General features: G+C 70.4%; 23 protein-coding genes and 1 pseudogene. 15 read left to right on the top strand and 9 right to left on the bottom strand.

The window, feature by feature from the left end:
* Window positions 1–28 precede the first annotated feature (28 nt).
* Together FDZ84_RS04685 and FDZ84_RS04680 are read right to left on the bottom strand one after the other, a co-directional pair.
* Window positions 29–958, bottom strand: a complete 930-nt coding sequence (locus FDZ84_RS04685) for an endonuclease domain-containing protein (RefSeq protein ID WP_168584871.1) — start codon at window positions 956–958, stop codon at window positions 29–31.
* 265 nt (window positions 959–1,223) lie between these two features.
* On the bottom strand, window positions 1,224–1,577 hold the full coding sequence (locus tag FDZ84_RS04680; protein ID WP_168584870.1) for a VOC family protein: 354 nt from the start codon (window positions 1,575–1,577) through the stop codon (window positions 1,224–1,226).
* A 124-nt stretch (window positions 1,578–1,701) separates the two neighbouring features.
* Between FDZ84_RS04680 and FDZ84_RS04675 the strand changes: the two genes are divergently transcribed.
* Window positions 1,702–3,447 (top strand): proline--tRNA ligase, encoded by a 1,746-nt coding sequence (locus tag FDZ84_RS04675; RefSeq protein ID WP_168584869.1) that lies wholly within the window; start codon window positions 1,702–1,704, stop codon window positions 3,445–3,447.
* A 183-nt stretch (window positions 3,448–3,630) separates the two neighbouring features.
* On the opposite strand, the gene FDZ84_RS04670 is transcribed toward FDZ84_RS04675, so the two are convergent.
* The 3 genes from FDZ84_RS04670 to FDZ84_RS04660 all read right to left on the bottom strand — a co-directional run bounded on the left by FDZ84_RS04670 (window position 3,631) and on the right by FDZ84_RS04660 (window position 5,538).
* Window positions 3,631–4,317 (bottom strand): HAD hydrolase-like protein, encoded by a 687-nt coding sequence (locus FDZ84_RS04670; RefSeq protein ID WP_168584868.1) that lies wholly within the window; start codon window positions 4,315–4,317, stop codon window positions 3,631–3,633.
* Window positions 4,318–4,363: 46 nt separating this feature from the next.
* Complete coding sequence (locus FDZ84_RS04665) at window positions 4,364–5,059, bottom strand: hypothetical protein (protein ID WP_246868798.1); 696 nt, start codon at window positions 5,057–5,059, stop codon at window positions 4,364–4,366.
* Between the two features lie 68 nt (window positions 5,060–5,127).
* Window positions 5,128–5,538 carry a YjbQ family protein gene (locus tag FDZ84_RS04660; protein WP_168584867.1) on the bottom strand — a complete coding sequence of 137 codons (411 nt, stop codon included), beginning with the start codon at window positions 5,536–5,538 and terminating at the stop codon, window positions 5,128–5,130.
* Between the two features lie 56 nt (window positions 5,539–5,594).
* Here FDZ84_RS04660 and FDZ84_RS04655 point away from each other — a divergent pair, with 56 nt between their 5' ends.
* Window positions 5,595–6,620 (top strand): aminotransferase class V-fold PLP-dependent enzyme, encoded by a 1,026-nt coding sequence (locus FDZ84_RS04655; protein WP_168584866.1) that lies wholly within the window; start codon window positions 5,595–5,597, stop codon window positions 6,618–6,620.
* Between the two features lie 79 nt (window positions 6,621–6,699).
* Window positions 6,700–7,566, top strand: coding sequence for a hypothetical protein (locus tag FDZ84_RS04650; RefSeq protein ID WP_246868797.1), 867 nt, complete (start codon window positions 6,700–6,702; stop codon window positions 7,564–7,566).
* Window positions 7,567–7,700: 134 nt separating this feature from the next.
* Here the strand turns inward: FDZ84_RS04650 and FDZ84_RS04645 are convergent, their stop codons facing one another.
* Both FDZ84_RS04645 and FDZ84_RS04640 read right to left on the bottom strand, forming a co-directional pair.
* Window positions 7,701–8,147, bottom strand: coding sequence for a ferritin-like domain-containing protein (locus FDZ84_RS04645; protein ID WP_168584865.1), 447 nt, complete (start codon window positions 8,145–8,147; stop codon window positions 7,701–7,703).
* Window positions 8,144–8,635: a hypothetical protein gene (locus tag FDZ84_RS04640; RefSeq protein WP_168584864.1), complete on the bottom strand. Its 492-nt coding sequence runs from the start codon at window positions 8,633–8,635 to the stop codon at window positions 8,144–8,146. Before FDZ84_RS04640 ends, FDZ84_RS04645 begins: the two co-directional genes overlap by 4 nt.
* A gap of 259 nt (window positions 8,636–8,894) precedes the next feature.
* On the opposite strand from FDZ84_RS04640, the gene rimP reads away from it, so the two are divergent.
* From rimP to FDZ84_RS04605, 7 genes are all read left to right on the top strand, one after another.
* Window positions 8,895–9,452 (top strand): ribosome maturation factor RimP, encoded by a 558-nt coding sequence (gene rimP / locus FDZ84_RS04635; protein WP_168584863.1) that lies wholly within the window; start codon window positions 8,895–8,897, stop codon window positions 9,450–9,452.
* Entirely contained in the window at window positions 9,449–10,519 is a 1,071-nt protein-coding gene (nusA, locus tag FDZ84_RS04630) for a transcription termination factor NusA (RefSeq protein ID WP_168584862.1), read from the top strand. Before rimP ends, nusA begins: the two co-directional genes overlap by 4 nt.
* Entirely contained in the window at window positions 10,425–10,946 is a 522-nt protein-coding gene (locus tag FDZ84_RS40505; RefSeq protein WP_371812777.1) for a YlxR family protein, read from the top strand. Before nusA ends, FDZ84_RS40505 begins: the two co-directional genes overlap by 95 nt.
* Window positions 10,947–11,038: 92 nt before the next feature.
* The gene (gene infB / locus FDZ84_RS04620) at window positions 11,039–14,038 is read left to right on the top strand and encodes a translation initiation factor IF-2 (protein WP_168584861.1); all 3,000 of its coding nucleotides are present in this window, start codon (window positions 11,039–11,041) and stop codon (window positions 14,036–14,038) included.
* Window positions 14,039–14,111: 73 nt separating this feature from the next.
* Window positions 14,112–14,405 (top strand): DUF503 domain-containing protein, encoded by a 294-nt coding sequence (locus FDZ84_RS04615; RefSeq protein ID WP_010306306.1) that lies wholly within the window; start codon window positions 14,112–14,114, stop codon window positions 14,403–14,405.
* A gap of 151 nt (window positions 14,406–14,556) precedes the next feature.
* Window positions 14,557–15,057, top strand: a complete 501-nt coding sequence (rbfA, locus tag FDZ84_RS04610; RefSeq protein ID WP_168584860.1) for a 30S ribosome-binding factor RbfA — start codon at window positions 14,557–14,559, stop codon at window positions 15,055–15,057.
* Between the two features lie 71 nt (window positions 15,058–15,128).
* Complete coding sequence (locus FDZ84_RS04605; protein WP_246868795.1) at window positions 15,129–16,178, top strand: bifunctional oligoribonuclease/PAP phosphatase NrnA; 1,050 nt, start codon at window positions 15,129–15,131, stop codon at window positions 16,176–16,178.
* Between the two features lie 155 nt (window positions 16,179–16,333).
* Here the strand turns inward: FDZ84_RS04605 and FDZ84_RS04600 are convergent, their stop codons facing one another.
* Window positions 16,334–16,861, bottom strand: coding sequence for a CGNR zinc finger domain-containing protein (locus FDZ84_RS04600; RefSeq protein ID WP_168584859.1), 528 nt, complete (start codon window positions 16,859–16,861; stop codon window positions 16,334–16,336).
* Between the two features lie 68 nt (window positions 16,862–16,929).
* Here FDZ84_RS04600 and FDZ84_RS04595 point away from each other — a divergent pair, with 68 nt between their 5' ends.
* Window positions 16,930–18,255 carry an MATE family efflux transporter gene (locus FDZ84_RS04595; protein WP_168584858.1) on the top strand — a complete coding sequence of 442 codons (1,326 nt, stop codon included), beginning with the start codon at window positions 16,930–16,932 and terminating at the stop codon, window positions 18,253–18,255.
* 43 nt (window positions 18,256–18,298) lie between these two features.
* Here the strand turns inward: FDZ84_RS04595 and FDZ84_RS04590 are convergent.
* A pseudogene (locus tag FDZ84_RS04590) lies at window positions 18,299–18,791 on the bottom strand (peptide deformylase).
* A 73-nt stretch (window positions 18,792–18,864) separates the two neighbouring features.
* On the opposite strand from FDZ84_RS04590, the gene truB reads away from it, so the two are divergent.
* The 4 genes from truB to thpR all read left to right on the top strand — a co-directional run bounded on the left by truB (window position 18,865) and on the right by thpR (window position 22,663).
* Window positions 18,865–19,773 (top strand): tRNA pseudouridine(55) synthase TruB, encoded by a 909-nt coding sequence (gene truB, locus FDZ84_RS04585; RefSeq protein ID WP_168584857.1) that lies wholly within the window; start codon window positions 18,865–18,867, stop codon window positions 19,771–19,773.
* Window positions 19,774–20,198: 425 nt separating this feature from the next.
* The gene (locus FDZ84_RS04580) at window positions 20,199–21,185 is read left to right on the top strand and encodes a bifunctional riboflavin kinase/FAD synthetase (protein ID WP_210435641.1); all 987 of its coding nucleotides are present in this window, start codon (window positions 20,199–20,201) and stop codon (window positions 21,183–21,185) included.
* A gap of 170 nt (window positions 21,186–21,355) precedes the next feature.
* Window positions 21,356–21,838 (top strand): helix-turn-helix domain-containing protein, encoded by a 483-nt coding sequence (locus FDZ84_RS04575; protein WP_168584856.1) that lies wholly within the window; start codon window positions 21,356–21,358, stop codon window positions 21,836–21,838.
* A 255-nt stretch (window positions 21,839–22,093) separates the two neighbouring features.
* A complete protein-coding gene (thpR, locus tag FDZ84_RS04570) occupies window positions 22,094–22,663 on the top strand; it encodes an RNA 2',3'-cyclic phosphodiesterase (RefSeq protein WP_168584855.1) in 570 nt (189 codons plus the stop codon).
* Window positions 22,664–22,738 lie beyond the last annotated feature (75 nt).

Genomic DNA, 22,738 nt, shown 5'->3' with positions numbered 1-22,738 from the left:
GCCCCGTGCGCAGCGCCCCTCCCGAGGTTCACGCAATTTCCATTGAAATCGGACCTTCGATTTCAATGGAACTTGCGTACTGGTGGTTCAGTGCGGCTTCAATCTTCGCAACGACCTGGTCGAACCCCTCCAGGAGTTGGTCGTTCGTCACGACGATGACGACCCATCCGAGACACCTGAGACGGTTCCGCCGGATCTCGTCGCGCTTGATCTGCGCTGGGTCCGCATGCCATCCCCCGTCGTACTCGACCGCGACCCGGGCGGCTTCGAAGCCGAGGTCTACCCGCGCGACGAACCCGTCACCGTCGAATACCTCCAACTGCGGAACCGGGCGTAGGCCGCGTAGCACAAGTTCGACGCGAAGGATCGACTCCGGCACGGACTCCGCGCGGCCGTCGAGAAGTTCGAGCCGCATGCGCGCCCGGACGATCCCATGATCCTTCCTGCCTACCAGGAAACCCGCGATCTCCTCGATCGTGATGCATCCCGAGTGCAGCAGCGCGTCGCAGTACGCGACGGCTTGGGATATTGAGCGCTGCTTCAGCACGTCGAACGAAACGCGCGGGAATCCCGCCACCCCGATCCCGCGCCACGACGAATGCTCGAAGTCGAACGCTCGGACGGCGGTGCTTCGCAGACCTTGCCTGCGAAGCATCCCGTCCTTGCGCGGCACGATCACTTCGACCGGAGTCCTGAAGTCCGCGAGCGGAACGCCACGCAGCGTCGCCGCGGACCGGCCGGTGATCACCGAGCCGCTCGGCAAGGTCATGGCGGCTGCGGCACATTTCAGCTCGTGCGTCAGCCGGGTGTCGCTGGTGGTGTAAACACCGTGCAGCACCTTGCGGAACGCACTGCTCCGCAACTGCCAGTCGGTGATGCCCGCGGCGATGGCCTCGGAGCGGAGGAAGAGGTTGTGGGGGTTGTCGCCGATTTCGGGTGGGATCGATTGGGATGTCATATAGATGTAGAGGCGCGAGACCCCTGATCAGATACACCTCGTCGAAAATCTGTGGATAGATCGGGTCCCCTGTGGATAACTCCCGCAATTTCAATGGAAATCGGGGGTTCGATTTCCATTGAAATTGCGGGACCCCGAGTCTGGGAGGTGAGGGTGGAACCGGTGGGGTGGAGTGTGTGATGCGCGTGGGTCAGGGGTCAGGGGGGAGAGGGTTCGGTTGGTGGTTGCTGTTAGGGCGCGGCGGCTCGACGAGGGGCCAACCGGATCAGTGCCCGCTCGCGACGCAGAATTCGTTGCCCTCCGGGTCCGCGAGCACGGTCCACCGCAGGCCGTCGGGCCCGTCGTGCTCACCCAGTTCCGTCGCCCCCAGCTCGACGAGGCGGCGCACCTCGGCCCGCCGGTCGGTGGTGTCCAGGTCCACGTGCACCCGGTTCTTCCCGGCGCGCGGCTCGGGCACCCGCTGCAGCGCGAGCGCCACACCGCCCTCCTTGTTCGCGGCGAGCATCACGAACTTATCGTCGTCGAAGACGACCGAGGTGTCCAAGGCCTGCGTCCAGAACTCGGCCAGCTCCCGGGGTGATGCGCAGTCGATCGTCACCATGCCGATACTCAGTGCCATGGCGCCGAAGATATGCGCCGACCCCGACACCCGCCGGGTGACGTGGGTAATCCGCTGGTGGTGACCCCGGGGTGGGTCGCTACCCTGCCGTTGACGAATCAGGCCGGATGAGGAGCTAGTAGCCGTGATCACGAGGATGTCGACGTTGTTCCTGCGTACCCTGCGCGAGGATCCGGCCGACGCCGAGGTGCCGAGCCACAAGCTGCTCGTCCGCGCCGGCTACGTCCGCCGGATCGCGCCGGGCATCTACTCGTGGCTGCCGCTGGGCCTGCGGGTGCTGCGCAAGATCGAGGAGATCGTGCGCGAGGAAATGAACGCGATCGGTGCGCAGGAGATCCACTTCCCCGCGCTGCTGCCGAGGGAGCCCTACGAGGCCACCAACCGCTGGACCGAGTACGGCCCGAACCTTTTCCGGTTGAAGGACCGCAAGGGCGGCGACTACCTCCTCGGCCCGACGCACGAGGAGCTGTTCGCGCTCACGGTCAAGGGCGAATACAGCTCCTACAAGGACTACCCGGTCATGCTGTACCAGATCCAGACCAAGTACCGGGACGAGGAGCGGCCCCGCGCCGGCATCCTGCGCGGCCGCGAGTTCGTCATGAAGGACTCCTACTCCTTCGACCTGGACGACGAGGGGCTGGCCAACTCCTACCAGCTGCACCGCGACGCCTACATCCGGATTTTCGACCGGGTCGGGCTGCGCTACGTGATCGTCGCGGCCACCTCCGGCGCGATGGGCGGCTCGGCGTCCGAGGAGTTCCTCGCCGAGAGCGAGACCGGTGAGGACACCTTCGTCCGCAGCACCGGGTCGGGCTTCGCCGCCAACGTCGAGGCCGTGGTCACCCCCGCGCCGCCCGCCGAGCCGATCGAGGGCAAGGCGGCCGCCCAGGTCCACCACACCCCGAACACGCCGACCATCGAGACCTTGGTCGACTTCCTCAACGCCAACACCGAACGCAAGTTCACTGCGGCCGACACGCTGAAGAACGTGCTGGTCAAGACCCGGCAGCCGGGCTCGCAGGACTGGCAGCTGCTGGCCGTGGGCGTGCCTGGGGACCGCGAGGTCGACATGAAGCGGCTGGAGGCGTCACTGGAGCCCGCCGAGGTGGCGCTGCTGGAGGAGGCCGATTTCGCCGCCAACCCGTTCCTGGTCAAGGGCTACATCGGCCCGAAGGCGCTGCAGGACAACGGGGTTCGCTACCTGGTCGACCCGCGCGTGGTGACCGGGACGGCTTGGGTCACCGGCGCCGACAAGGCCGACCACCACGTGGTGGACCTGCTGTGCGGCCGAGACTTCACCCCGGACGGCACCATCGAGGCCGCCGAGGTCCGCGAGGGCGACCCGTCGCCGGACGGCCAGGGCACCCTGGTCGCCGCGCGGGGTATCGAGATCGGCCACATCTTCCAGCTCGGTCGCAAGTACGCCGACGCGTTCTCGCTGGACGCGCTCGGCCAGGACGGCAAGCCGAAGCGGATCACGATGGGCTCCTACGGCGTCGGGGTTTCGCGGTTGGTCGCCGCGATCGCCGAGCAGAGCCACGACGAGCAAGGCCTGGTGTGGCCGCGCGAGGTGGCGCCCGCCGACGTGCACGTGGTGATCGCGGGCAAGGACGAGAGCATCCGGGAGCGCGGCGAGGCCATCGCGGCCGAGCTCGATGCGTCCGGCGTGCAGGTGATCCTGGACGACCGGACGGTGTCGCCGGGCGTGAAGTTCGCCGACTCCGAGCTCCTCGGGGTGCCGACGGTCCTGGTGGTCGGCAAGGGCTTGACCAAGGGCGTCGTCGAGGTCCGCGACCGGCGTTCGGGCGAGCGCGCGGAGGTCGAGGCCGACAACGCCGTGCCGCACCTCATCGAGGTCATCCGCGGCTGACGATCTGGACTGCTCGGGCCCGTGAGCGTTTTTCGGTGCTATAGCGCCGAAAACCACTCACGGGCTGTTCGTGCTGGCAGTGGTCGAGGAAGCGTGAAGGCCACCGGTCTTCCTGATGGTCCACGCAGGTGGCGCAAGTCATCTGCTCACGGAACTTTTTGACACTTTTCGTGAACGGTGAGCTCACGACAGCGCGGCGAGCACCGCGTCGGTGTCGGCGAGGGTGGTCAGCACGGCGTGGGCACCGGCGGCGCGGAGGTCGTCCTCGCTGCTGGAACCGGTGGCCACGCCGACCGCGACGGCGCCGAAGCGCAGCGCGCCCGCGACGTCGTGCGGCGTGTCACCGACGACCACGACGGAGTCGGGGGAGATCGGCTTGCCGTGGCGGTCTTCGGTCTTGGCGACGGAGTCGGCGATCAGGTCGTGGCGGTGCACCGAGGCGGCGCCGAAACCGCCGATCTCGAAGTCGATGTGGTGGTGCAGGCCGAACGACTCGAGCTTGTGGAAGGCGACTTCCGCGAGGTTCCCGGTGACCAGCGTCTGGGTGAACCTCGGCTCGGCGGCCAGCGCCGTCAGCGCCCGCGCGGCTCCCGGCAGCGCGCTGCCACGATGCGACAGCTCGTCGCGCGTCTCGGCGACCGCGCTGGTCAGCGCCGCGAACATGGCCGCGACCGTGGGCTCGTCGGGGGTGCTGCCGTGGATCTCCAGCACGTCGGTGGTGATCGCCAGCTCGGTGCGGCCGGCGGTGTCCGGCATGCGGTGCAGCGCCTTGCCGGTCACGTCCGCGAGCGCGCGGCGGTACCAGCGGGAGCCGAAGCCCCGGGCGTCGATCAGCGTCAGGTCGATGTCCCACAGCACGAGTCGGGTCACCGCACCATCCTGCCAGCCGAACGCCCGGAGCGGGCCATCGCAGGTATCAGGACGCGAGGTCGCTGCGGGCCGTTTCCGTGACGATCGACATGCCCACCACCGTCAGCGCAAGGCAGCAGACGAGCATGATCGCCACCGGCATCGCCGAATGTGTCGCCCGCAGCAGCGCCGCGCCCGCCAGCGGCGCGGCGGCACCGGCGAACACCGTGGCGGCCTGATACCCCACCGAAACACCTGAATAGCGCACCGAAGTGCCGAAAAGCTCGGGTAGAAGGCGGATTGCGCCCCGGTCATCGTGCCGTGCAGCAGCAGGCCGACCGCCACCGCCAGGAACAACAGCACCGGGTCGTGGCTCGCGACCATCGGGAAGAAGATGATCGTCCACAGTGCACATCCGATGGCGGCGGTGACCGCCACCGGGCGGCGGCCGAGCCGGTCGGACAACGCCCCGCCGCCGAGCATCGCCAACGCCTGCACGCAGCAGCCGCTTGCGGCCGACGCGGTCGCCGAAGTGGCCGAACACCAGCCCGCCCAGCGGTCGGGCGGCGAACCCGACGGTATAGGTGACCAGCGCAAGCAGCACGGCGAGCAGCCCGTCCTGGTGCGGGAAGAAGACCGGTCCGAAGATGGTGGCCGTGGCGGCCCCATGGAGGAAGAAGTCGTAAAACTCGACGGTGGTTCCGACCACGCCCGCGGACACCACGCGGGCGAGTCGGCGGGTGCCACCAGTTGTTGTCGTCACGAACGCACAGATTGCGCGCCCGGGAACGCCCCGCACAAGATCTTCGCTCGAATTGGCGAGTTCCGAGCTCAGCCGGGTAGGAAGCTCAAGCGGACTCGGCGAACCGGATTGTCCACATTGGTGTCCACCAGGCACACCGACTGCCAGGTGCCCAGTGCGAGTTCGCCACCCAGTACCGGGATTGTCGCGTACGGCGGGACGAACGCGGGCAGCACGTGGTCCCGGCCGTGCCCCGGCGAACCGTGCCGGTGCCGCCAGCGGTCGTCCGCGGGCAGCAGGTCCCGCAGCGCGGCGAGCAGGTCGTCGTCGCTGCCCGCGCCGGTCTCGATGATCGCCAGCCCGGCGGTCGCGTGCGGCACCCAGACGTTGAGCAGCCCGTCGCGGGCCCCGGCCGAACGCAAGAACCGGTCGCACTCCGCGCCCAGGTCGTAGACGACCTCCACGGAGCCGGTCCGGACCTCGATTTCCTCGCTGTGCATGGGTTCTACACTAGGCAGCCGTACCGAATCGGCCCAGCCGGTGCGAGGATGCGGGCATGCGAGAGGCATTCGGTGCGACCTTCGACGTCCCGGACGGCTACCTGAACACCGCGAGCATCGGCATCCCGCCCGTCGACGCGGCCCGCGCGGTCGCCGATTCGGTGGCGCGCTGGGGAAGCGGCCTCGACGGACCGAAGGACTTCGACCCGGCCGTGGCCACCGCGCGGGCCGCGTTCGCCCGCCTGATCGGCACCACCGCGGAGCGGGTGGCGATCGGATCCACCGCCTCCCAACTCGTCGGCCTGGTCGCCGCGAGCCTGCCGGCCGGGGCCCGCGTGCTGGTCGCCGCGAACGAGTTCACCAGCGTGGTCTTCCCCTTCGCCGCACAGCGGGACAGGGGAGTGCGGGTGACCGAGGTCGAGCTGTCCGAGATCGCCGAGCACGCCGCCGATCACGACGTGGTCGCGGTCAGCGTCGTGCAGTCCAGCGACGGCCGGATCGCCGATCTCGACGGCCTGCGGCAGGTCGCCGCGGCGAACTCGACGCGGGTACTGCTCGACGTCACGCAAGCACTCGGTTGGCTGCCGTTGCAGCTCGATTGGGCCGACTGGGTCGTGGGCGCGGCCTACAAGTGGCTGCTGTCGCCGCGCGGCGCCGCCTGGCTGGCGGTCCACCCGGATGCGCCCGAGATCCGGCCGAGCAGTGCGAACTGGTACGCGGGCCAGGACCCGTGGAGCTCCACCTACGGCCTGCCCCTGCGGCTGGCGGACGGTGCCCGCGCGCTCGACCTCTCGCCCACGTGGTTGGCGCAGGTCGGCGCGGCCGCGGCGATGGACTGGCTGGCTGGGATCGACATGACCGCCGTCGCCAAGCACTGCGCCGGGCTGGCCGACGAGTTCCGGACGGCCCTGGACCTGCCCGCCGCAGGCTCGGCGATCGTCTCGGTGCAGGTGCCCGACGCGGTGTCGAAGCTGACCGCGGCCGGGGTCGCCTGCGCGGCGCGGGCGGGCCGGGCGAGGCTGTCGTTCCACCTCTACAACACCGGTGCCGACGTCGAGCGCGCGGTGCTCGCGTTGCGATGAACATCAGGGGTGTCCATCTTGTAATCCGCGCCCGCTACCGTTGGTGCTCGTGCCGGACCGACCAGGTGTGCCCGAAGAGATGACGGGAGCACAAGACAACACGCAGCGTGAAACCACGCCGCTGCGCCGCGACAATTCGCTGATCAGGCCTGATCGCGCGCCGGCGGTGCCACCGGAAGAGGCCACCCGCCCTGCGTTCGCCGCGCCGCCCCGCCAGGACCTGCCGCCCCACCCCGAACCGCCCCGCCCCGAACCGCCACGCCCCGAACCGCCACGCCCCGAACCGCCACGACCCGATGCGCCGCGACCGCAGATGCACCAGCCGACGAGTCGGCAGGCCGCCCAGGTGTCGCAACCGCGCCGCATCACATCGGCGAGCTGGCTGCTGCGAGGGCTCGGGTTGTTGGTGATCTCGGTGCTGTCCGGCCTGATCTGGCTGATGCTGAAGCCGGACAGCGGCGAGGAGGCCGCGCCGCCGCCGCCGGACCTGCCGCGCTACCAGTTCACGCCGATCCACCGCGAAGAGGCGTTCCAGGGCTGCCAGAACGTCTCCACCGCCAAGATCAAGAGTTTCTTCCAGAAGCAGGAGTGCACGCATCTCACGCGGGCGCTTTACAGCACCACGTTGCCCGACGGCACCCGTGTGCTGACCTCGCTGGTCACCGTCCTGATGCCGGACGCGGCGACCGCGCAGCAGCTGAACGACCTGACCACCAAGGACGGCACTGGCAACATCCGGGACCTGGTCGACGACGGCCGGGACGGCACCAAGGGCATGCCCGCGCTGGAAGACGACGCCTACGCCTCGGACCGCCAGTTCCGGCTCGTGGTGATCGGCGACTCGGCCTACTACGACAAGAACACGCCGAAGAAGGACCCGGCCCTGCTCGACGTGACCCGCGAAGTCCTGAAGCTCGGCTGGCCCCAGGAGCAGACCCCGCGCTGACACCCGGGCACCCCGGCAGGTCCCACACGCCCCGGTTCGCTCCCGGCAGTGCCGCGTTTCCGCTGGTCAGTTCGTGCGAGTCCGCAAAACCGCGCACGGGCCCACCCGCGAACCCGCGTCGGCGGCCGGGGAGGTCAGGGCTGGCCGGGGAAGAGTTGTGCGGCCGGTTGCCTGCCGATGGTGAGCCGCCAGCGGGTGGCCCGGACCGCTGAGGTGGTGAGGCCATCGAGCGCGATGCCGCGGAGCGCGGGGTCCTCGGTGTTCTCCAACACCGACCGCCAGCCGATCTCGCAGTCGTTCTCCGCCGTGACCAACAGCCCGATCGCCGCTTCCTGGCCGCTCACCGGCCCCCCGACGGAGTACGCCGGCTGAGCCGCCGGCGGCGTCTGCGCCGCGTCGCGGAGCGTCCGCTCCGCGGTGTCGCGCAGCCTCTGGTGCTGTTTCATCGCGTCGTCGATCGCGCCGCGCACGCGGGGTTCGCCCGCGAACGCGCTCGCCAGCCCGTACACCCACACGGCCGCGTGCTCCGCGCTCAATGCGCTGCGCAGCGCATTGCCCGCTTCCTCCGAAAGCTCCGTCATCCGAGCACCTCCCGCAGGCTCGCGCAGCTCGCCGAGACCGACCCCGCCAGCCCGGCCCGGTAGGGCGGCAGCCCCGGTACCAGCTTGGCCGCCGCGTCCTGCGCCCCGGTCAGCGCATCGCGCAGCGTCTTCGCCGCTGCGTTCGCCGATCCCGGGGCCTGCTTCGGTGCCGGTACGGGCACCGACGGCGGGTCTTTCGGATCGCGCGGGGCGAGCCGGTCGATCTCGCGCTGCATCGCGTCGGCGTGCGCGCTCCGCGCGGTGGCGATCTCGTTGGCGGCGTCGGCCAGTTCCGGATGCGACTGCGCGATCGCCTTCGCGAGCTGGGCGTCGGATTTCGCCGCCGCCGCCAGTGCCAACAACGGGTCGGGCTCGTCGGGTGCCGAGCTGCACGCCGCGGTCAACGCGGCGGCGGCCGGCACGGCCGCGAACAGCCGCAGCACGCTCCGCCGCCCCAGCACCGACCTGGCTCGCGAGGAGGATTCCACGCCGTCGTATCCTGCCAGGCGATCACCCGGCCGAACGCCCCGGCACCGCCGGTGGGGATCCGCATGGTCGCCGACTCGATCCGCCGATCGTTGGGGTCCCATGCCGCGCTCGGGTGTGGGTGGACGCGATACCCTGGTCGACCGCGGCCGGCACGGGCAGCATGGTCGTGTCGGCACCGCGGGCTGACCGGCCCCGCGACCGGTGCCGCGATGTTGCCAGGTCTGTACAGACCCCGATCGAAATTTAGGGAGTGCCAACGTGTCCAGCCCGCCGCGCGGTGCGATCACCGCGCAGCTGGAGCCCGTCGTAGCCGAGGCCGTGGCTCGAACGGGCTTCGACCTGGAGGAGTTCGACGTGCAGCAGGCCGGCCGCCGCCGGCTGATCAAGGTCGTCATCGACTCCGACGACGGGGTCGGGCTCGACGAGATCTCCGTCGTCAGCCGCGCGGTGTCGGAGGTGCTGGACGCGCACGAGCATGTGCTGGCCGGCTCCTACACGCTGGAGGTCACCTCGCCGGGCGTGGACCGGCCGCTGACCCGCGCGCGGCACTGGCGGCGGGCGCGCTACCGGCTGGTCAAGATCAGGTTCACCGGCGGCGAGAAGTTTGTGGCGCGGGTCGGGGAAGCCGATGATGAAGGCGTCACGGTGCTGGTCGGCGGCGAGCTGCGCCGGGTGGCCTACCGTGATGTCGAACGCGCGGTGGTCGAGGTGGAGTTCCAGCAGCCACCGGCGGAGGATTTGGTCAAGCTGGAGCGTGCTGCGGGCGGCGTTTCCCAAGCGGGGGACGACCAGGAAGACACGGAGGAGTCGAGGTGAACGTCGACATCGCGGCGCTGCGTGCGATCGAACGCGACAAGGACATCCCGTTCGAGACGGTCCTGGAAGCGATCGAATCGGCACTGCTCACCGCATACCGCCACACCGAAGGGCACCAGTCGCACGCGCGGGTGGAGGTGGACCGCAAGACCGGTGTCGTGCGGGTCATCGCGCACACCCTGGCCGCCGACGGCAGCGTGGAGGAGGAATGGGACGACACCCCGGAGGGCTTCGGGCGGATCGCGGCGACCACCGCGCGGCAGGTCATCCTGCAGCGCCTGCGCGATGCCGAGCACGAGCGGACCTTCGGCGAGTTCGCCACCAAGGAAGGTGAGATCCTCGGCGGTGTCATCCAGCGTGACGCCCGGGCCAACTCCCGCGGCATGGTCATCGTGCAGGTCGGGGACAGCGAAGGTGTGATTCCCGCCGCTGAGCAGGTGCCCGGCGAGAACTACGAGCACGGCACCCGGATCAAGTGCTACGTCGTCGGGGTTTCCCGGAGCGCGCGCGGACCGCAGATCACGCTGTCACGCACCCACCCGAACCTGGTGCGGCGGCTGTTCGCGCTGGAGGTGCCGGAGATCGCCGACGGCACCGTGGAGATCCCCGCGGTGGCGCGGGAGGCCGGGCACCGCTCCAAGATCGCGGTGCGCTCGACGGTCAGCGGCGTCAACGCCAAGGGCGCCTGCATCGGGCCGATGGGCTCCCGGGTGCGCAACGTGATGAGCGAGCTGGGTGGCGAGAAGATCGACATCATCGACTACTCGGACGACCCGGCCACCTTCGTCGGCAACGCCCTGTCGCCGGCCAAGGTAGTCTCGGTGGAGGTCGTCGACGAGCGGACCAAGACCGCTCGGGTGGTCGTGCCGGACTTCCAGCTCTCGCTGGCGATCGGCAAGGAAGGCCAGAACGCCCGGCTGGCGGCGCGGCTGACCGGCTGGCGGATCGACATCCGCAGCGACGTCGACCCCGGTGAACCCACCAGTGCGGCGGGCCAGCCTCCGGCGCAGGCGCCCGGGCTCGACCCCGCGGTGGAAGGTCTGCCGACCGTGGGTTCGGCCGAGTAACCTCGTCGGGTTAGAATCACAGGAGGTCGACGCGAGGGGAGCGACAATCCGCACATGTGTCTCCGGCGAACGCGGCGAGAGCCGTGGGCCGGTGCGTACTTGCGTGGGGTGCCGTGCCCGGACGTCGTCCTCGGAGCTGCTACGAGTGGTGGCTAAGGTCGGTCGGGCGGGTCCCGTCGCTGTTCCCGATCCACGACGTCGGCAACCGGGCCGGGGAGCATGGCTGCACCCTGATCCGGCGTGCCTTCGTCTGGCCGAGCGGCGCCGGGCTTTTCCGCGTGCACTGCGTGCGCCGGGAGCCCTGGACACCTCAGCCGTGCAGGCTCACCTGAGTGCCGGGCAACCGCCGCTGGCAGCTCAAGACATGACCGACGCGGGATCCGTCCCGCGCCAGGCAACTGAAGGAAAGCAGGTCGACCCGTCATGAATCAGCCGTGAAGCTGAAGCCATGAACGCGCATCGGCGATAGGACGAGGTCGAGCGGGACTGCCGCCCGGCCTCACCCAGATGAGGAGAGCAGTGGCAGGCAAGGCCCGCGTACATGAGCTCGCCAAAGAGCTCGGTGTTACCAGCAAGGAAGTTCTGAACAAGCTCGCCGAGCAGGGCGAGTACGTGAAGTCCGCGTCGTCCACCGTGGAAGCCCCGGTGGCGCGCAGACTCCGTGACGCGCTCGCCAAGCCCTCGGCGTCGAAGAAGAGCGACGCCAGCGGCGGCGGCAAGCCCGCTCCGGCAGAGCCCAGGCCGTCCCGCGCCGAAGCGGCGGCGCCGAAGCCTGGACCCAAGCCCGGTCCGCGCCCCGAGGGGCCGGCCGGTGAGCGTCCCAAGCCCGGCCCCAAGCCGGGCCCGAAGCCGATGCCCAAGCCCGAGCCGGAGTTCAAGCCGGTCGAGCAGGTCCCGGCCGCCAAGGCCGAGACCCGACCGGCGCCGGGCCCCAAGACCGAGCACAGGCCTGCATCGGGCCCGAAGCCCGGTCCGAAGCCGAGCCCTAAGCCCAGCCCGAAGCCGAGCCCGAAGTCGGGCGGCGACGGCGACGCCGGCGTGGTCCCGCCGCGCCCGAAGGCGCCGAAGCCAGGCCCGCGGCAGCCGCGCGTCGGCAACAACCCGTTCGGCGTCGGCAGCGGAGCGCCGCAGCAGCGGCCGCCGCGGCCGGGCCCGGGCGGCCGTCAGGGCGGCGGGCAGGGCCCCGGCCGCCAGCACGGTGGTCCCGGCGGCCAGCGCCAGGGCGGCGGTCAGGGTGCCGGCACGGCACCGGCCGCGGGCAACGCGCCGCGCGGTGACGGTGGCTCACGCCCGAACCCGGGCATGATGCCGCCCCGTCCGAACCCCGGCATGATGCCACCCCGACCGCAGCGCAGCGGCGGCGGTCCCGGCGGCGGCCGTGGTGGCGGCGGCGGTGGCGGCGGTCGTGGTGGACCGGGCGGCGGCGGTGGCGGTCGTCCCGGCGGTGGCGGCGGTCGTCCCGGTGGGGGCGGCGGCTTCCGCGGCGGTGGCGGTGGCGGCGGCGGTGCGCCCAGCGGCGCCCCGGCCGGCGGTGGCTTCCGCGGTCGTCCCGGCGGCGGCGGTGGCCGTCCGGGCGGTCCCGGTGGTCGCGGCGGTGCGGCCGGTGCGTTCGGTCGCCCCGGCGGTCCGGCCAAGCGCGGTCGCAAGTCGAAGCGGCAGAAGCGCCAGGAGTACATGGAGAACATGCAGGCGCCGTCGGTCGGCGGCGTCCGCCTCCCGCGCGGCAACGGCGAGACTGTTCGCCTGCGCCGCGGTGCTTCGCTGACCGACTTCGCCGAGAAGATCAACGCCAACCCGGCCTCGCTGGTACAGGCGATGTTCCACCTCGGTGAGATGGTCACCGCGACCCAGTCCGTCTCCGACGAGGTGCTGGAGCTCCTCGGCCAGGAGATGAACTACCAGATCGAGATGGTCAGTCCGGAGGACGAGGACCGGGAGCTGCTGGAGTCGTTCGACATCAGCTACGGCGACCCGGGCAGCTCCGAGGACGAGCTGGCGGCCCGTCCGCCGGTGGTGACCGTCATGGGTCACGTCGACCACGGTAAGACGCGACTGCTGGACACCATCCGGAAGACGAACGTGCAGGCCGGCGAGGCCGGTGGCATCACCCAGCACATCGGTGCCTACCAGGTCATCACCGAGCTGGAACGCAACAAGCGGCCGATCACGTTCATCGACACCCCCGGTCACGAGGCGTTCACAGCCATGCGTGCCCGTGGTGCCAAGTCGACCGACATCGCCGTGCTGGTGGTGGCCGCCGACGACGGCGTCATGCCGCAGACGGTGGAGGCGATCAACCACGCCCAGGCGGCCGGTGTGCCGATCGTGGTCGCGGTCAACAAGATCGACGTCGAGGGTGCGAACCCGGCCAAGATCCGTCAGCAACTGACCGAGTACAACCTGGTTGCCGAGGAGTACGGCGGCGACACCATGTTCGTCGACATCTCGGCGAAGCAGGGCACCAACATCGACAACCTTCTTGAGGCGATCCTGCTCACCGCGGATGCGGCGCTGGACCTGAGGGCCAACAGGAACATGCCCGCCCAGGGCGTGGCGATCGAGGCCCACCTCGACCGCGGCCGCGGTCCGGTGGCCACGGTGCTGGTGCAACGCGGCACGCTGCGGGTCGGCGACTCGGTGGTGGCCGGCGATGCATACGGTCGCGTCCGCCGGATGATCAACGAGAACGACGAGGACGTCTCCGAGGCGCTGCCGTCGCGGCCGGTGCAGGTCATCGGCTTCACGTCGGTGCCGGGTGCGGGCGACACCTTCCTGGTAGTCGACGAGGACCGGGTGGCCCGGCAGATCGCCGACCGCCGCGGGGCCCGCATCCGCGAGGCGCAGAACGCGGCCAAGCGCAAGCGGGTCAGCCTCGAGGACCTGGACAAGGTGCTCAAGGAGACCAACCAGCTGAACCTGATCATCAAGGGTGACAACTCGGGTACCGTCGAGGCGCTCGAAGAGTCCCTGATGAAGATCGAGGTCGGCGAAGAGGTCGAGCTCCGGGTGATTCACCGCGGCGTCGGTGGCATCAACGAGTCGGACATCAACCTCGCCACCGCGGAGAACACCATCGTCCTGGGCTTCAACGTCCGGGCCGAGGGCAAGGCGTCCGAGGTCGCCAACCGTGAGGGCGTGGAGATCCGGTACTACTCGGTGATCTACCGCGCGATCGAGGACATCGAGCAGGCCCTCAAGGGCATGCTCAAGCCCGAGTTCGAGGAAGTCGAACTGGGCAGGGCCGAGGTCCGCGAGGTCTTCAAGTCCTCCCGGGTCGGTTCCATCGCAGGTTGCATGGTCACCGAGGGCATCATCAAGCGCAACGCCAAGGCACGCCTGCTGCGGGACAACGTGGTGGTCGCCGAGAACCTCAGCATCAACTCGCTGAAGCGGTTCAAGGACGACGCGACCGAGGTCCGCGAAGGCTTCGAATGCGGTCTGACCCTGGGGTCGTACAACGACATCAAGGTCGGGGACGTCATCGAGCCCTACGAGATGCGCGAGAAGCCGCGCGACTGAGCCGGTACTGCGCAGGGGGTCGTCACTTCGGCGGCCCCCTGTGCAGCGGTTCGTACCCGCGTGAGGACCACCCATGTACGTTGGTGTGCTCGAACTGGACGTCCTGCTCGGCGATGTCCACTCCCTGAAGCAGAAGCGTGCTGTCGTCCGGCCCGTGGTGGCCGAGTTGCGGCGGCGCTTCGAGGTTGCCGTCGCCGAGGCCGGGAACCAGGACCTGCACCGCCGCGCGCTGTTCGGCGTAGCGGCGGTCTCCGGCGACGCCGCGCACGTGCGCGATGTGCTGGACGCGTGCGAGCGCCTGGTCGCCGCACGCCCCGAACTCGAATTGCTTTCGGCCCGGCAGCGCATGCTGGGACCGGAGGACTAGGAGCTTTTCGCGGTCGTTTTGCGTCGTGGTGCGGGTGCCGGCTCCTGCGGGAGTTACCGTCGCCCCCGCGGCGGTGCGAACGGAGTCCCACACCGCAAGCGGCTGGCACTGCTTGTCAGATGAACTGAACTTTCCCCGAAGGAGGTGCGCTGTGGCTGATACGGCGCGCGCCCGCAGGCTCGCCAAGCGCATCGCGCAGATCGTGGCATCCGGGCTGGAGCACGAGGTGAAGGACCCGCGGCTGGCGATGGTGACGGTCACCGACGCGCGGGTCACCCCCGACCTGCGGGACGCCACTGTGTACTACACCGTGTTCGGCGACGACGCCGACTACGCCTCGACCGCCGCGGCGCTGGCCAGCGCGACCGGGGTGCTGCGGTCCCGGGTGGGCCAGCAGACCGGCGTCCGGTTCACCCCGACGCTGACCTTCGTCGCGGACACCGTGCCGGACAACGCGCGGCGGATGGAGGAGCTGCTCGCCAAGGCCAAGGAGGCCGACGATGAGGTGGCCCGACTGGCTTCCGGCGCGATGCCCGCCGGTGACGCCGACCCGTACCGCACCAGCACCGACGATGACGAGTTCGCCACCGACGGTGCAGACCTGGAGTCGTTTTCCGACGCCGATGTGCGTCGTGGGCCACAGAGTGGTTGAGTCGCAGCGCAGCATCAGGTGCGTTGGACAGAGGTGGTCAGCAAGGCCGCCGATGTCGTGGAGGTGAACCTGTGCGCGGGCAATCCGAATCCGGCCGTTCCGGCGGCGGTCCGTCGGCCGGCGTCGACCCGGTCGCACCAGCCGTTGCCGAGGCCGCCCGCAAGCTGGCCGAAGCCTCGGACGTGACCCTGTTCGCGCACATCAACCCGGACGCCGACGCGCTCGGCAGCGCGTTGGCGCTGGGGAGGGTGCTGCGGCGGCGGGGCTGCACGGTCCGCGTGTCGTTCGGGAAACCCGAGCTGCCGCCGTTCTCGCTACGCGATTTGGACGGCGACGGGTTGGTGGTGCCCGCGGACGAGGTGCCTGCCGCGCCGCCGCTGCTGGTCGTCTGCGACACCGGGAGCCTGCAGCGGCTCGGTCGGCTCGCCGATCGGGTGCCTGCGACGATCGCCGCCGGCGGTGACGTCATCGTGATCGACCACCACGTTTCGAACACCCGCTACGGCACGCTGCACGTGGTTGACGAGCACGCCGAGGCGACGGTGATGATCGTGCTGCGGTTGCTCGACGAGCTCGGCGAGGAGCTCGATGTGCCTATCGCTCGGTGCCTCTACGCGGGCCTGGTCACCGACACCCGTTCGTTCCGGCACGCCAGCGCCTGGACGCACCGGGTGGCGGCGCGGCTGTTGGAGGCCGGGGTGGACCCGGAAGCGACGACGCGGCCGCTGCTGGACACGCATCCGTTCGGCTGGCTGAGCATGCTCTCCGGCGTGTTGGGCGAAGCCGAGCTGGAGTCGGCCGCGGCGCAGGGACTGGGGCTGGTGCACGCGACGGTCCGGCTGGCGCAATCCGACGGCCTGCGCAGCGAGGACGTGGACAGCGTCATCGACGTGGTTCGCACGACCAGCGAGGCAGAGGTCGCGGCGGTGCTCAAGGAGACCGCGCCGCAGCACTGGTCGGTGTCGCTGCGCGCCGACAGCCGCGTCGACGTCGGTCACGCTGCTGCTGCCTGCGGCGGTGGCGGGCACCGGCTCGCGTCCGGCTTCACGGCGCAGGGCCCGGCCGAGGACATCATCGCGGCGCTCCGCAAAGCCCTAGACGAAGCCCCACTCCTGGACTGACGCGTCCCCCTTCGGGAGCAATTTCCATTGAAATCGAAGCTTCGATTTCAATGGAAATTGCGGACTTCGGCGGTCTCCGGCGGTCTCCGGCGGGACTTCGGCAGGTAGGGGCCCGACTTGGCGACGGTTGTGGGTGGCTCCGGATCGGCGCCAGGTCAGGCTCGGCGGCGGGCTCGGAAGGCTGCGACGTGCATCCGGTTCGCGCAGCGGGGGCTGCAGAAGCGCTTGGCCTGGTTCGTCGAGGTGTCCAGGAAGTAGGTGCCGCAGCCCTCGGCTCCGCAGCGTCCCCAGCGCGTCGTGCCGTGCTGGACGACACCCTGCGCCAAGCCCCACGCGGCGGCCGCGGCGACCTCGTCGACCGCTGGTGCGTCCGGTCCGGCCACGTGGACGTGCCAGTTCGGGGTGCCGTCGCGGCCTCCGTGCCCGGACAGCCTGGGCCGGGGCGGGTGCGCCGACAGCAGCGCGTTGATCTCCGCGAGCACGGTCTCGCCGTCGTCGAACACCATCGCGTCCAGTGCCCGGCGCAGCCCGTCGGCCACGCCGCGCAGCACCGGCAGGTCGGGTTCGTGCAGCCGGTCGGCCCACCACGGCTCGTCGTGGAGTGCGGCGCGCACCGAGTCCAGGGTGCTCAGGTCGGCGCTGGCGAGCCTGAGCGCCACCGTAGCGTAATCAGCGTTGTCCATGTGCGGTCCTTACCGTACCCTGATGTGTCAGGGGTGAAACCGTCGATCACAGCTTACCGGGAGGCAGCGTGTCCGATCTGGGGGAGCGCGTAGCGCCGCGCAAACTGCTGGCGCTCGCGGTGCCGGCGCTGGGCGTGCTCGCCGCCGAACCGCTTTACGTGCTCGTCGACACCGCCGTCGTCGGACACCTCGGCGCGGTCCCGCTGGCCGGACTGGCGCTCGGCGGCACGCTGTTCACGCTGGTGTCGAGCCAGCTGACGTTCCTCACCTACGGCACGACGGCACGCACCGCGCGGCTGCACGGTGCCGGGCGCCGCAAGGACGCCGTCGCCGAAGGCGTGCAGGCGACGTGGTTGGGGATCTGCGTCGGCGTGGTGCTCCTGCTGCTCGCGCAGCTGGTGGCGGTCCCAGTGGCCGAACTGCTCGCCGGGCCCGGGCCGGTGGCCGACGCGGCCGGCACCTGGATGCGCATCGCGCTCTGCGGCGCGCCGATGGTGCTGATCACGATGGCGGGCAACGGCTGGATGCGCGGCGTGCAGGACACCGCACGTCCGCTGCGCTACGTGCTGGTCGGCAACGGTGTGTCGGCGGTGCTGTGCCCGCTGTTCGTCTACCCCTTCGGCTGGGGCCTGGAGGGTTCGGCGGTCGCAAACCTGATCGGCCAGACGATCGCCGCCGCGCTGTTCATGCGGGCGCTGGTCGTCGAGCGGGCGCCGCTGAGGCCGGATCCCGCGAAGATGCGCGCCCAGTTCGGGCTCGGCCGTGACCTGGTGCTGCGGACGCTGGCGTTCCAGGCGTGCTTCCTCTCGGCGACGTCGGTCGCGGCGCGGACCGGCGCGGAGAGCGCGGCCGCGCATCAGGTGGTGTGGCAGCTGTGGACATTCTTGGCGCTCGTGCTCGACTCGCTGGCGATCGCGGCTCAGGCCCTGGTCGGTGCGGCGCTCGGCGCCGGTTCCGCGCCGCGCGCCAAGGGGATCGCCAGGCAGGTCACCTGGTACGGCTTGGTGTTCGGCGCCGTGCTCGGGTTGGTGTTCACGGCGCTGTCCGGTCTGCTGCCGACGTTGTTCACCACCGACGGCGCGGTGTTGTCGGAAATCCCGCATGCGTGGTGGTTCTTCGTGTTCCTGCAGCCGGTCGCGGGCGTGGTGTTCGCGCTGGACGGGGTCTTCCTCGGCGCCGGCGACGCGGCCTACCTGCGCACCGCGACTTTGTTGAGCGCGGCCATCGGCTACCTGCCGCTGATCTGGCTGTCGCTGGCGTTTGGCTGGGGCCTGGCCGGGATCTGGACCGGCCTGAGCCTGTTCATGGTCCTGCGCCTGATCACGCTGCTGCTGCGGGCCCGCTCCGGCCGCTGGGCCGTAGTCGGCGCAACACCCGCACCGGCCACCGCGTAAGCGCAGGTCCGGGGCCAGCGGGAACGCTCAGGCCGCCGGATGGTCATTGCCAGAACCAGTCCTGCTCGCGGACCTGGCGGTAGGCCTCTCGGCGGTGCTCCGGGTCGAGGCGCTGGATGTAGACCACGCCGTCGAGGTGGTCGGTCTCGTGTTGCAGGCAGCGCGCCATCAGGCGCTGCCCGACACCGTGATCGGCTCGTGTCCACGTCGACGCCGCGCACGACGGCATGCTGGGCGCGGCGGGTCACGAAGCCGAGCCCGGGCGACAGGCACGCCTCGACGTCGTCCTGCACCTCGTCGGAGAGCTCCACGACCTCCGGATTGAGCACGTACCCGATCTCACCGTCGACGCGGTAGCTGAACGCCCGCACCCCGACGCCGATCTGCGGCGCGGCGACCCCGGCGTGCCCGGGCGCGTCCACGGTGTCCAGCAGGCCTGCGACGATCGTGCGCAGCCGCTGGTCGAAGACCGTGATCGGCTCGGCCGCCATGCGGAGCACCGGGTCGCCGAAGCGCCTGATCGTTCGGAACGCCACCGGGAAACCTCCTCGTCACGGCGCCGCCACCCTGGCGACGCGCCCCGTTCCGGGTCGGGGAAGATGGTGCCTCGTGTCCGAACGCTCCCGCAAAACGCGTCCCACCGTTCCGCCCGGCCTGCTGGTGATCGACAAACCGGCGGGGATGACCTCGCACGACGTAGTGTCGCGGGTCCGCCGCATCATGGGCACCCGTCGCGTCGGGCACGCCGGGACGCTGGACCCGATGGCCACCGGAGTGCTGGTTCTCGGCCTGGAGCGGGCCACCAAGCTGCTCGGCCACCTCGCCCTGGACACCAAGGCCTACCTCGCCACGATCCGGCTGGGTGCGGCCACCACCACCGACGACGCCGAGGGCGACGTGGTGTCCGAAGTGGACGCGTCCGCAGTGGATGAGGAGGCGATCCGGGCCGGGCTCGCGGAACTCACCGGCGACATCCAGCAGGTGCCCAGCACGGTCAGCGCGGTGAAGATCAACGGCCGGCGCGCCTACGAACTGGCGCGCAACGGCGAGAGCGTCGAGTTGGCCGCGCGTCCGGTCACGGTGTCGCGCTTCGATGTGCTGGCGCTGCGCCGCACCGAGCGGACGACCGATCTGGACGTGCTCGTCGAATGCTCGTCGGGCACCTACGTGCGCGCGCTGGCGCGGGACCTGGGCGCCGGGCTCGGTGTCGGCGGGCACCTCGCCGAACTGCGCCGCACCCGGGTCGGTCCGTTCGGGCTGGTCACGGCGCGCACCCTGGAGCAGTTGGAGTCCGAGCCCGGGCTGTCGATGAGCCTGGACCAGGCGGTCGAGGCCGCTTTTCCGCGCCGCAACGTGGATTCCACCGTCGCCAGGGCCCTCTCCTACGGCCAGGTCGTGCCTGCGGCCGGGGTCGAGGGCACCTACGGGATGTTCGATCCGGACGGTCGCGCGGTCGCCCTGGTCCGCGACCGCGGCCGGACCGCGAAGGCGGTGCTGGTGATCCTTCCAGCGAACTGATCGAACCCGGACGAATCCCCTTGATTCGCAGACGGTTACGGCGAGAAGGCGCGTGCGTCCTTCCTCATCCGCTGGATGACGTCGGGTGACGACGGCGGGTGCCACATGCCGGGAGCGGTCTCGGTCACCCTGCCCGGCGCCACGACTCCCTGGAGCAGCCGGTCAACGCGGGCGCGGACAACAGCATGCGGGTGTGCGCGAACCAGGAGTCGTGAGTGCGAGAACCGGTAAGAACCGGATCTCGCACTCACGACACCTGACCTGCGGCAACGGCACCCAGCACCGGCCGCACCGGAGTTCGAAGGCAAAACCCGCCCCCCGCGCCTCGGCGCAACCCGTCCCGGTCGACCGCCCGTGCCGCGTGATCTGCGGCACGGGCGGTGGCGTTCCAGCGACCGGGTGGCGGCGCAGTAGGCTTCCTGGTCGTGCAGCGATGGCGTGGTTTGGAGCAGATCCCCGGTGGCTGGGGCCGGTGCGTGGTCACCATCGGCGTCTTCGACGGGGTGCACCGCGGGCATCAGCAGTTGATCACGCACGCCGTGCAGCAGGCCCACCGCCGCAACGTGCCCTGCGTGCTGATGACCTTCGACCCGCACCCCTCCGAGGTGGTCCGCCCTGGTAGTCACCCGGCGCAGCTGACCACCCTGCGGCGGCGCGCCGAACTCGTCGAACAGCTCGGCGTGGATGTCTTCTGCGTGCTGCCGTTCACTCGCGAGGTCTCGCGCATCCCCGCCGAGGAATTCGTGCACGCGATGCTGGTGGAGCGGTTGCACGCGGCGGAGATCGTGGTCGGCGAGAACTTCACCTTCGGCCACAAGGCGGCCGGCAACATCGAGTTGCTGGCCAAGCTCGGCGAGCGGTTCGGTTTCGAGGTCGAGTCCGATGCGCTGGTCTCCGGGCCGGTGCAGCGCTCCGATGACGCGGACGGAACTTCGGTGACCTTCTCCTCGACCTACATCCGCTCCTGCATCGACGCCGGCGACGTCGTCGCGGCCGCCTCCGCGCTGGGCCGAAACCACCGGCTGGAGGGCATCGTGGTGCGCGGCGCCGGGCGCGGTGGCAAGGAACTCGGCTTCCCGACCGCCAACCTGTCCACCCCGCCGCACGCGGCGATCCCGGCCGACGGCGTGTACGCGGCGTGGTTCACGCACCGCCGACGCGGCTCGAAGGAGCAGGGGAAGACCCTGTCGGCGGCGGTGTCGGTTGGCAGCAATCCGACCTTCTCCGGCACCGAGCGCACCGTCGAGGCGTACGTGCTGGATGTCGACGCCGACTTCTACGGCGAGCACGTCGACCTGGACTTCGTGCAGCGCCTGCGGTCGATGGAGCGCTACGACACGGTCGACGCGCTGATAGATCAGATGCACCTGGACGTCGCCGAAACCCGGCGCATCCTGGAGGCGAACGGGTGAGATCCGGCAGTCCGGTCCCCCGAACGGGGCAGTCGCGTCGGCTGTCTGGCGCACCGCGAGCGGAACATATTTCGGATTCCCGTCCGTGCCGGGCCGGTGACCTGGCAGTATCCACAGCCGGATCAGCAGCCGTCCGCGGCCGGGCCGGCGCCGACACGGGGGGAGCGAAGGTGACGGAGAGCAGCAACGTCCAGCGGAACCTGGAGCTGCAGCGGCAGTGGTACGGCGAGCCGCTGGGGGACCGGGTGCGCCGCCTGGTGGTTGCGTTCCGCATCTCGCAGGCCCAGCTCGCCGAGGTCCTCGGGATCAGCGCACCGATGCTCAGCCAGGTGATGAGCGGGCGCCGCGCCAAGATCGGCAACCCGTCGGTGCTGGCCCGGCTCGTGATGCTGGAGCGCAAGGTGCTCATCCCCGGGGTCGCCGCGGGCGAGTCGGACGCGATCAAGCAGGCCCTGGAGGACGTCCGGCAGTCGCAACCGTCGGTGGGGCGCGACAACCTCCCGGTCATGCACGCTGCCAACGGCGAGGAAGCCGCCTGGCCGGTGCTGCGCGAGGTGGCCAAGCCCGGCGAACTGGAGGCGGCGGCGTCGCTGCTCGAAGGTCGCTACCCGGCGCTGGCGCAGCTGCTCCGCCGCGCCGCCGACGAAAACTGACCACTTCCCCGGGTGCGAATTCCATTATTGGGGTTCTTCATCCTGGTTGATCCGTAGCCGACCTGATCCGCAGCCGCGACGCCTGAAGTTCACGACGCGAGGTCGTCGCATGCGCCGAAGGCGCATGGCCCACCATCGCAGCTCACACCGCCGCTGAGGTTCCGTTACCCGCACCGCAACGCAAGAAGCAGCTGGAAAACGCTCATAGAAGTCGGCGGGTCGATTTCCATTTAAATCGCACGGACACTGGGGAGCATGCGTCTGTTCACCGCGGTGTGGCCGTCGGAAGAGGCGGTGCGGCACCTGGCGTCGACAGTCGACAGGCTCCGCCCGGACCTAGTGGCCGAGGCCACCGCTGGACTGCGCAAGTTCCGCTTCACGCCTTCGCAGCGCTGGCACCTGACGCTGCGCTTCCACGGCGACGACGCCGACCAGCAGCATGTGATCGAGAGACTGGACCACCGCGTCGCCCGCCTGCTGGCGGCCGACCCGGCGCCGCCGCAGCTCCGGCTGGCCGGTGCTGGAACTTTCCGCGGCGTGCTGTGGATCGGTGTCGAGCCGGGCACCGATTCCGACGACGCCGCGCTACGCGCGCTGGTGCGCGCGGCCGGGGGCGATCCGCGCGGTTACACAGCGCACCTCACCATCGCCCGATGGGCCGCCGGGCGCGCCGACCGGGAGCTGCTGCCCGGGCTGTTGGCCGGCTACGCCGGCCCCTGGTGGCAGTCGCGCGAGCTGGCCGTGGTGCGCAGTGACCTGCGGGAAGGCGGTCACGAGTACCGGACGGTGCACCGCGTCGCGGTGACGCGCGAGACGCCGGGCTAAGCGCGGGCTAACCCGGTAGTAGCAGTCCTCCCTGTTATCCTGGCCTGTGGAACGGCTGCAGTCCGTGGTGGCCGA

Origin of the sequence: Saccharopolyspora sp. ASAGF58 (assembly GCF_012277335.1) — a bacterium.
GTDB lineage: Bacteria > Actinomycetota > Actinomycetes > Mycobacteriales > Pseudonocardiaceae > Saccharopolyspora > Saccharopolyspora hattusasensis.
This window is presented reverse-complemented; position numbering and strand designations above follow the sequence as displayed.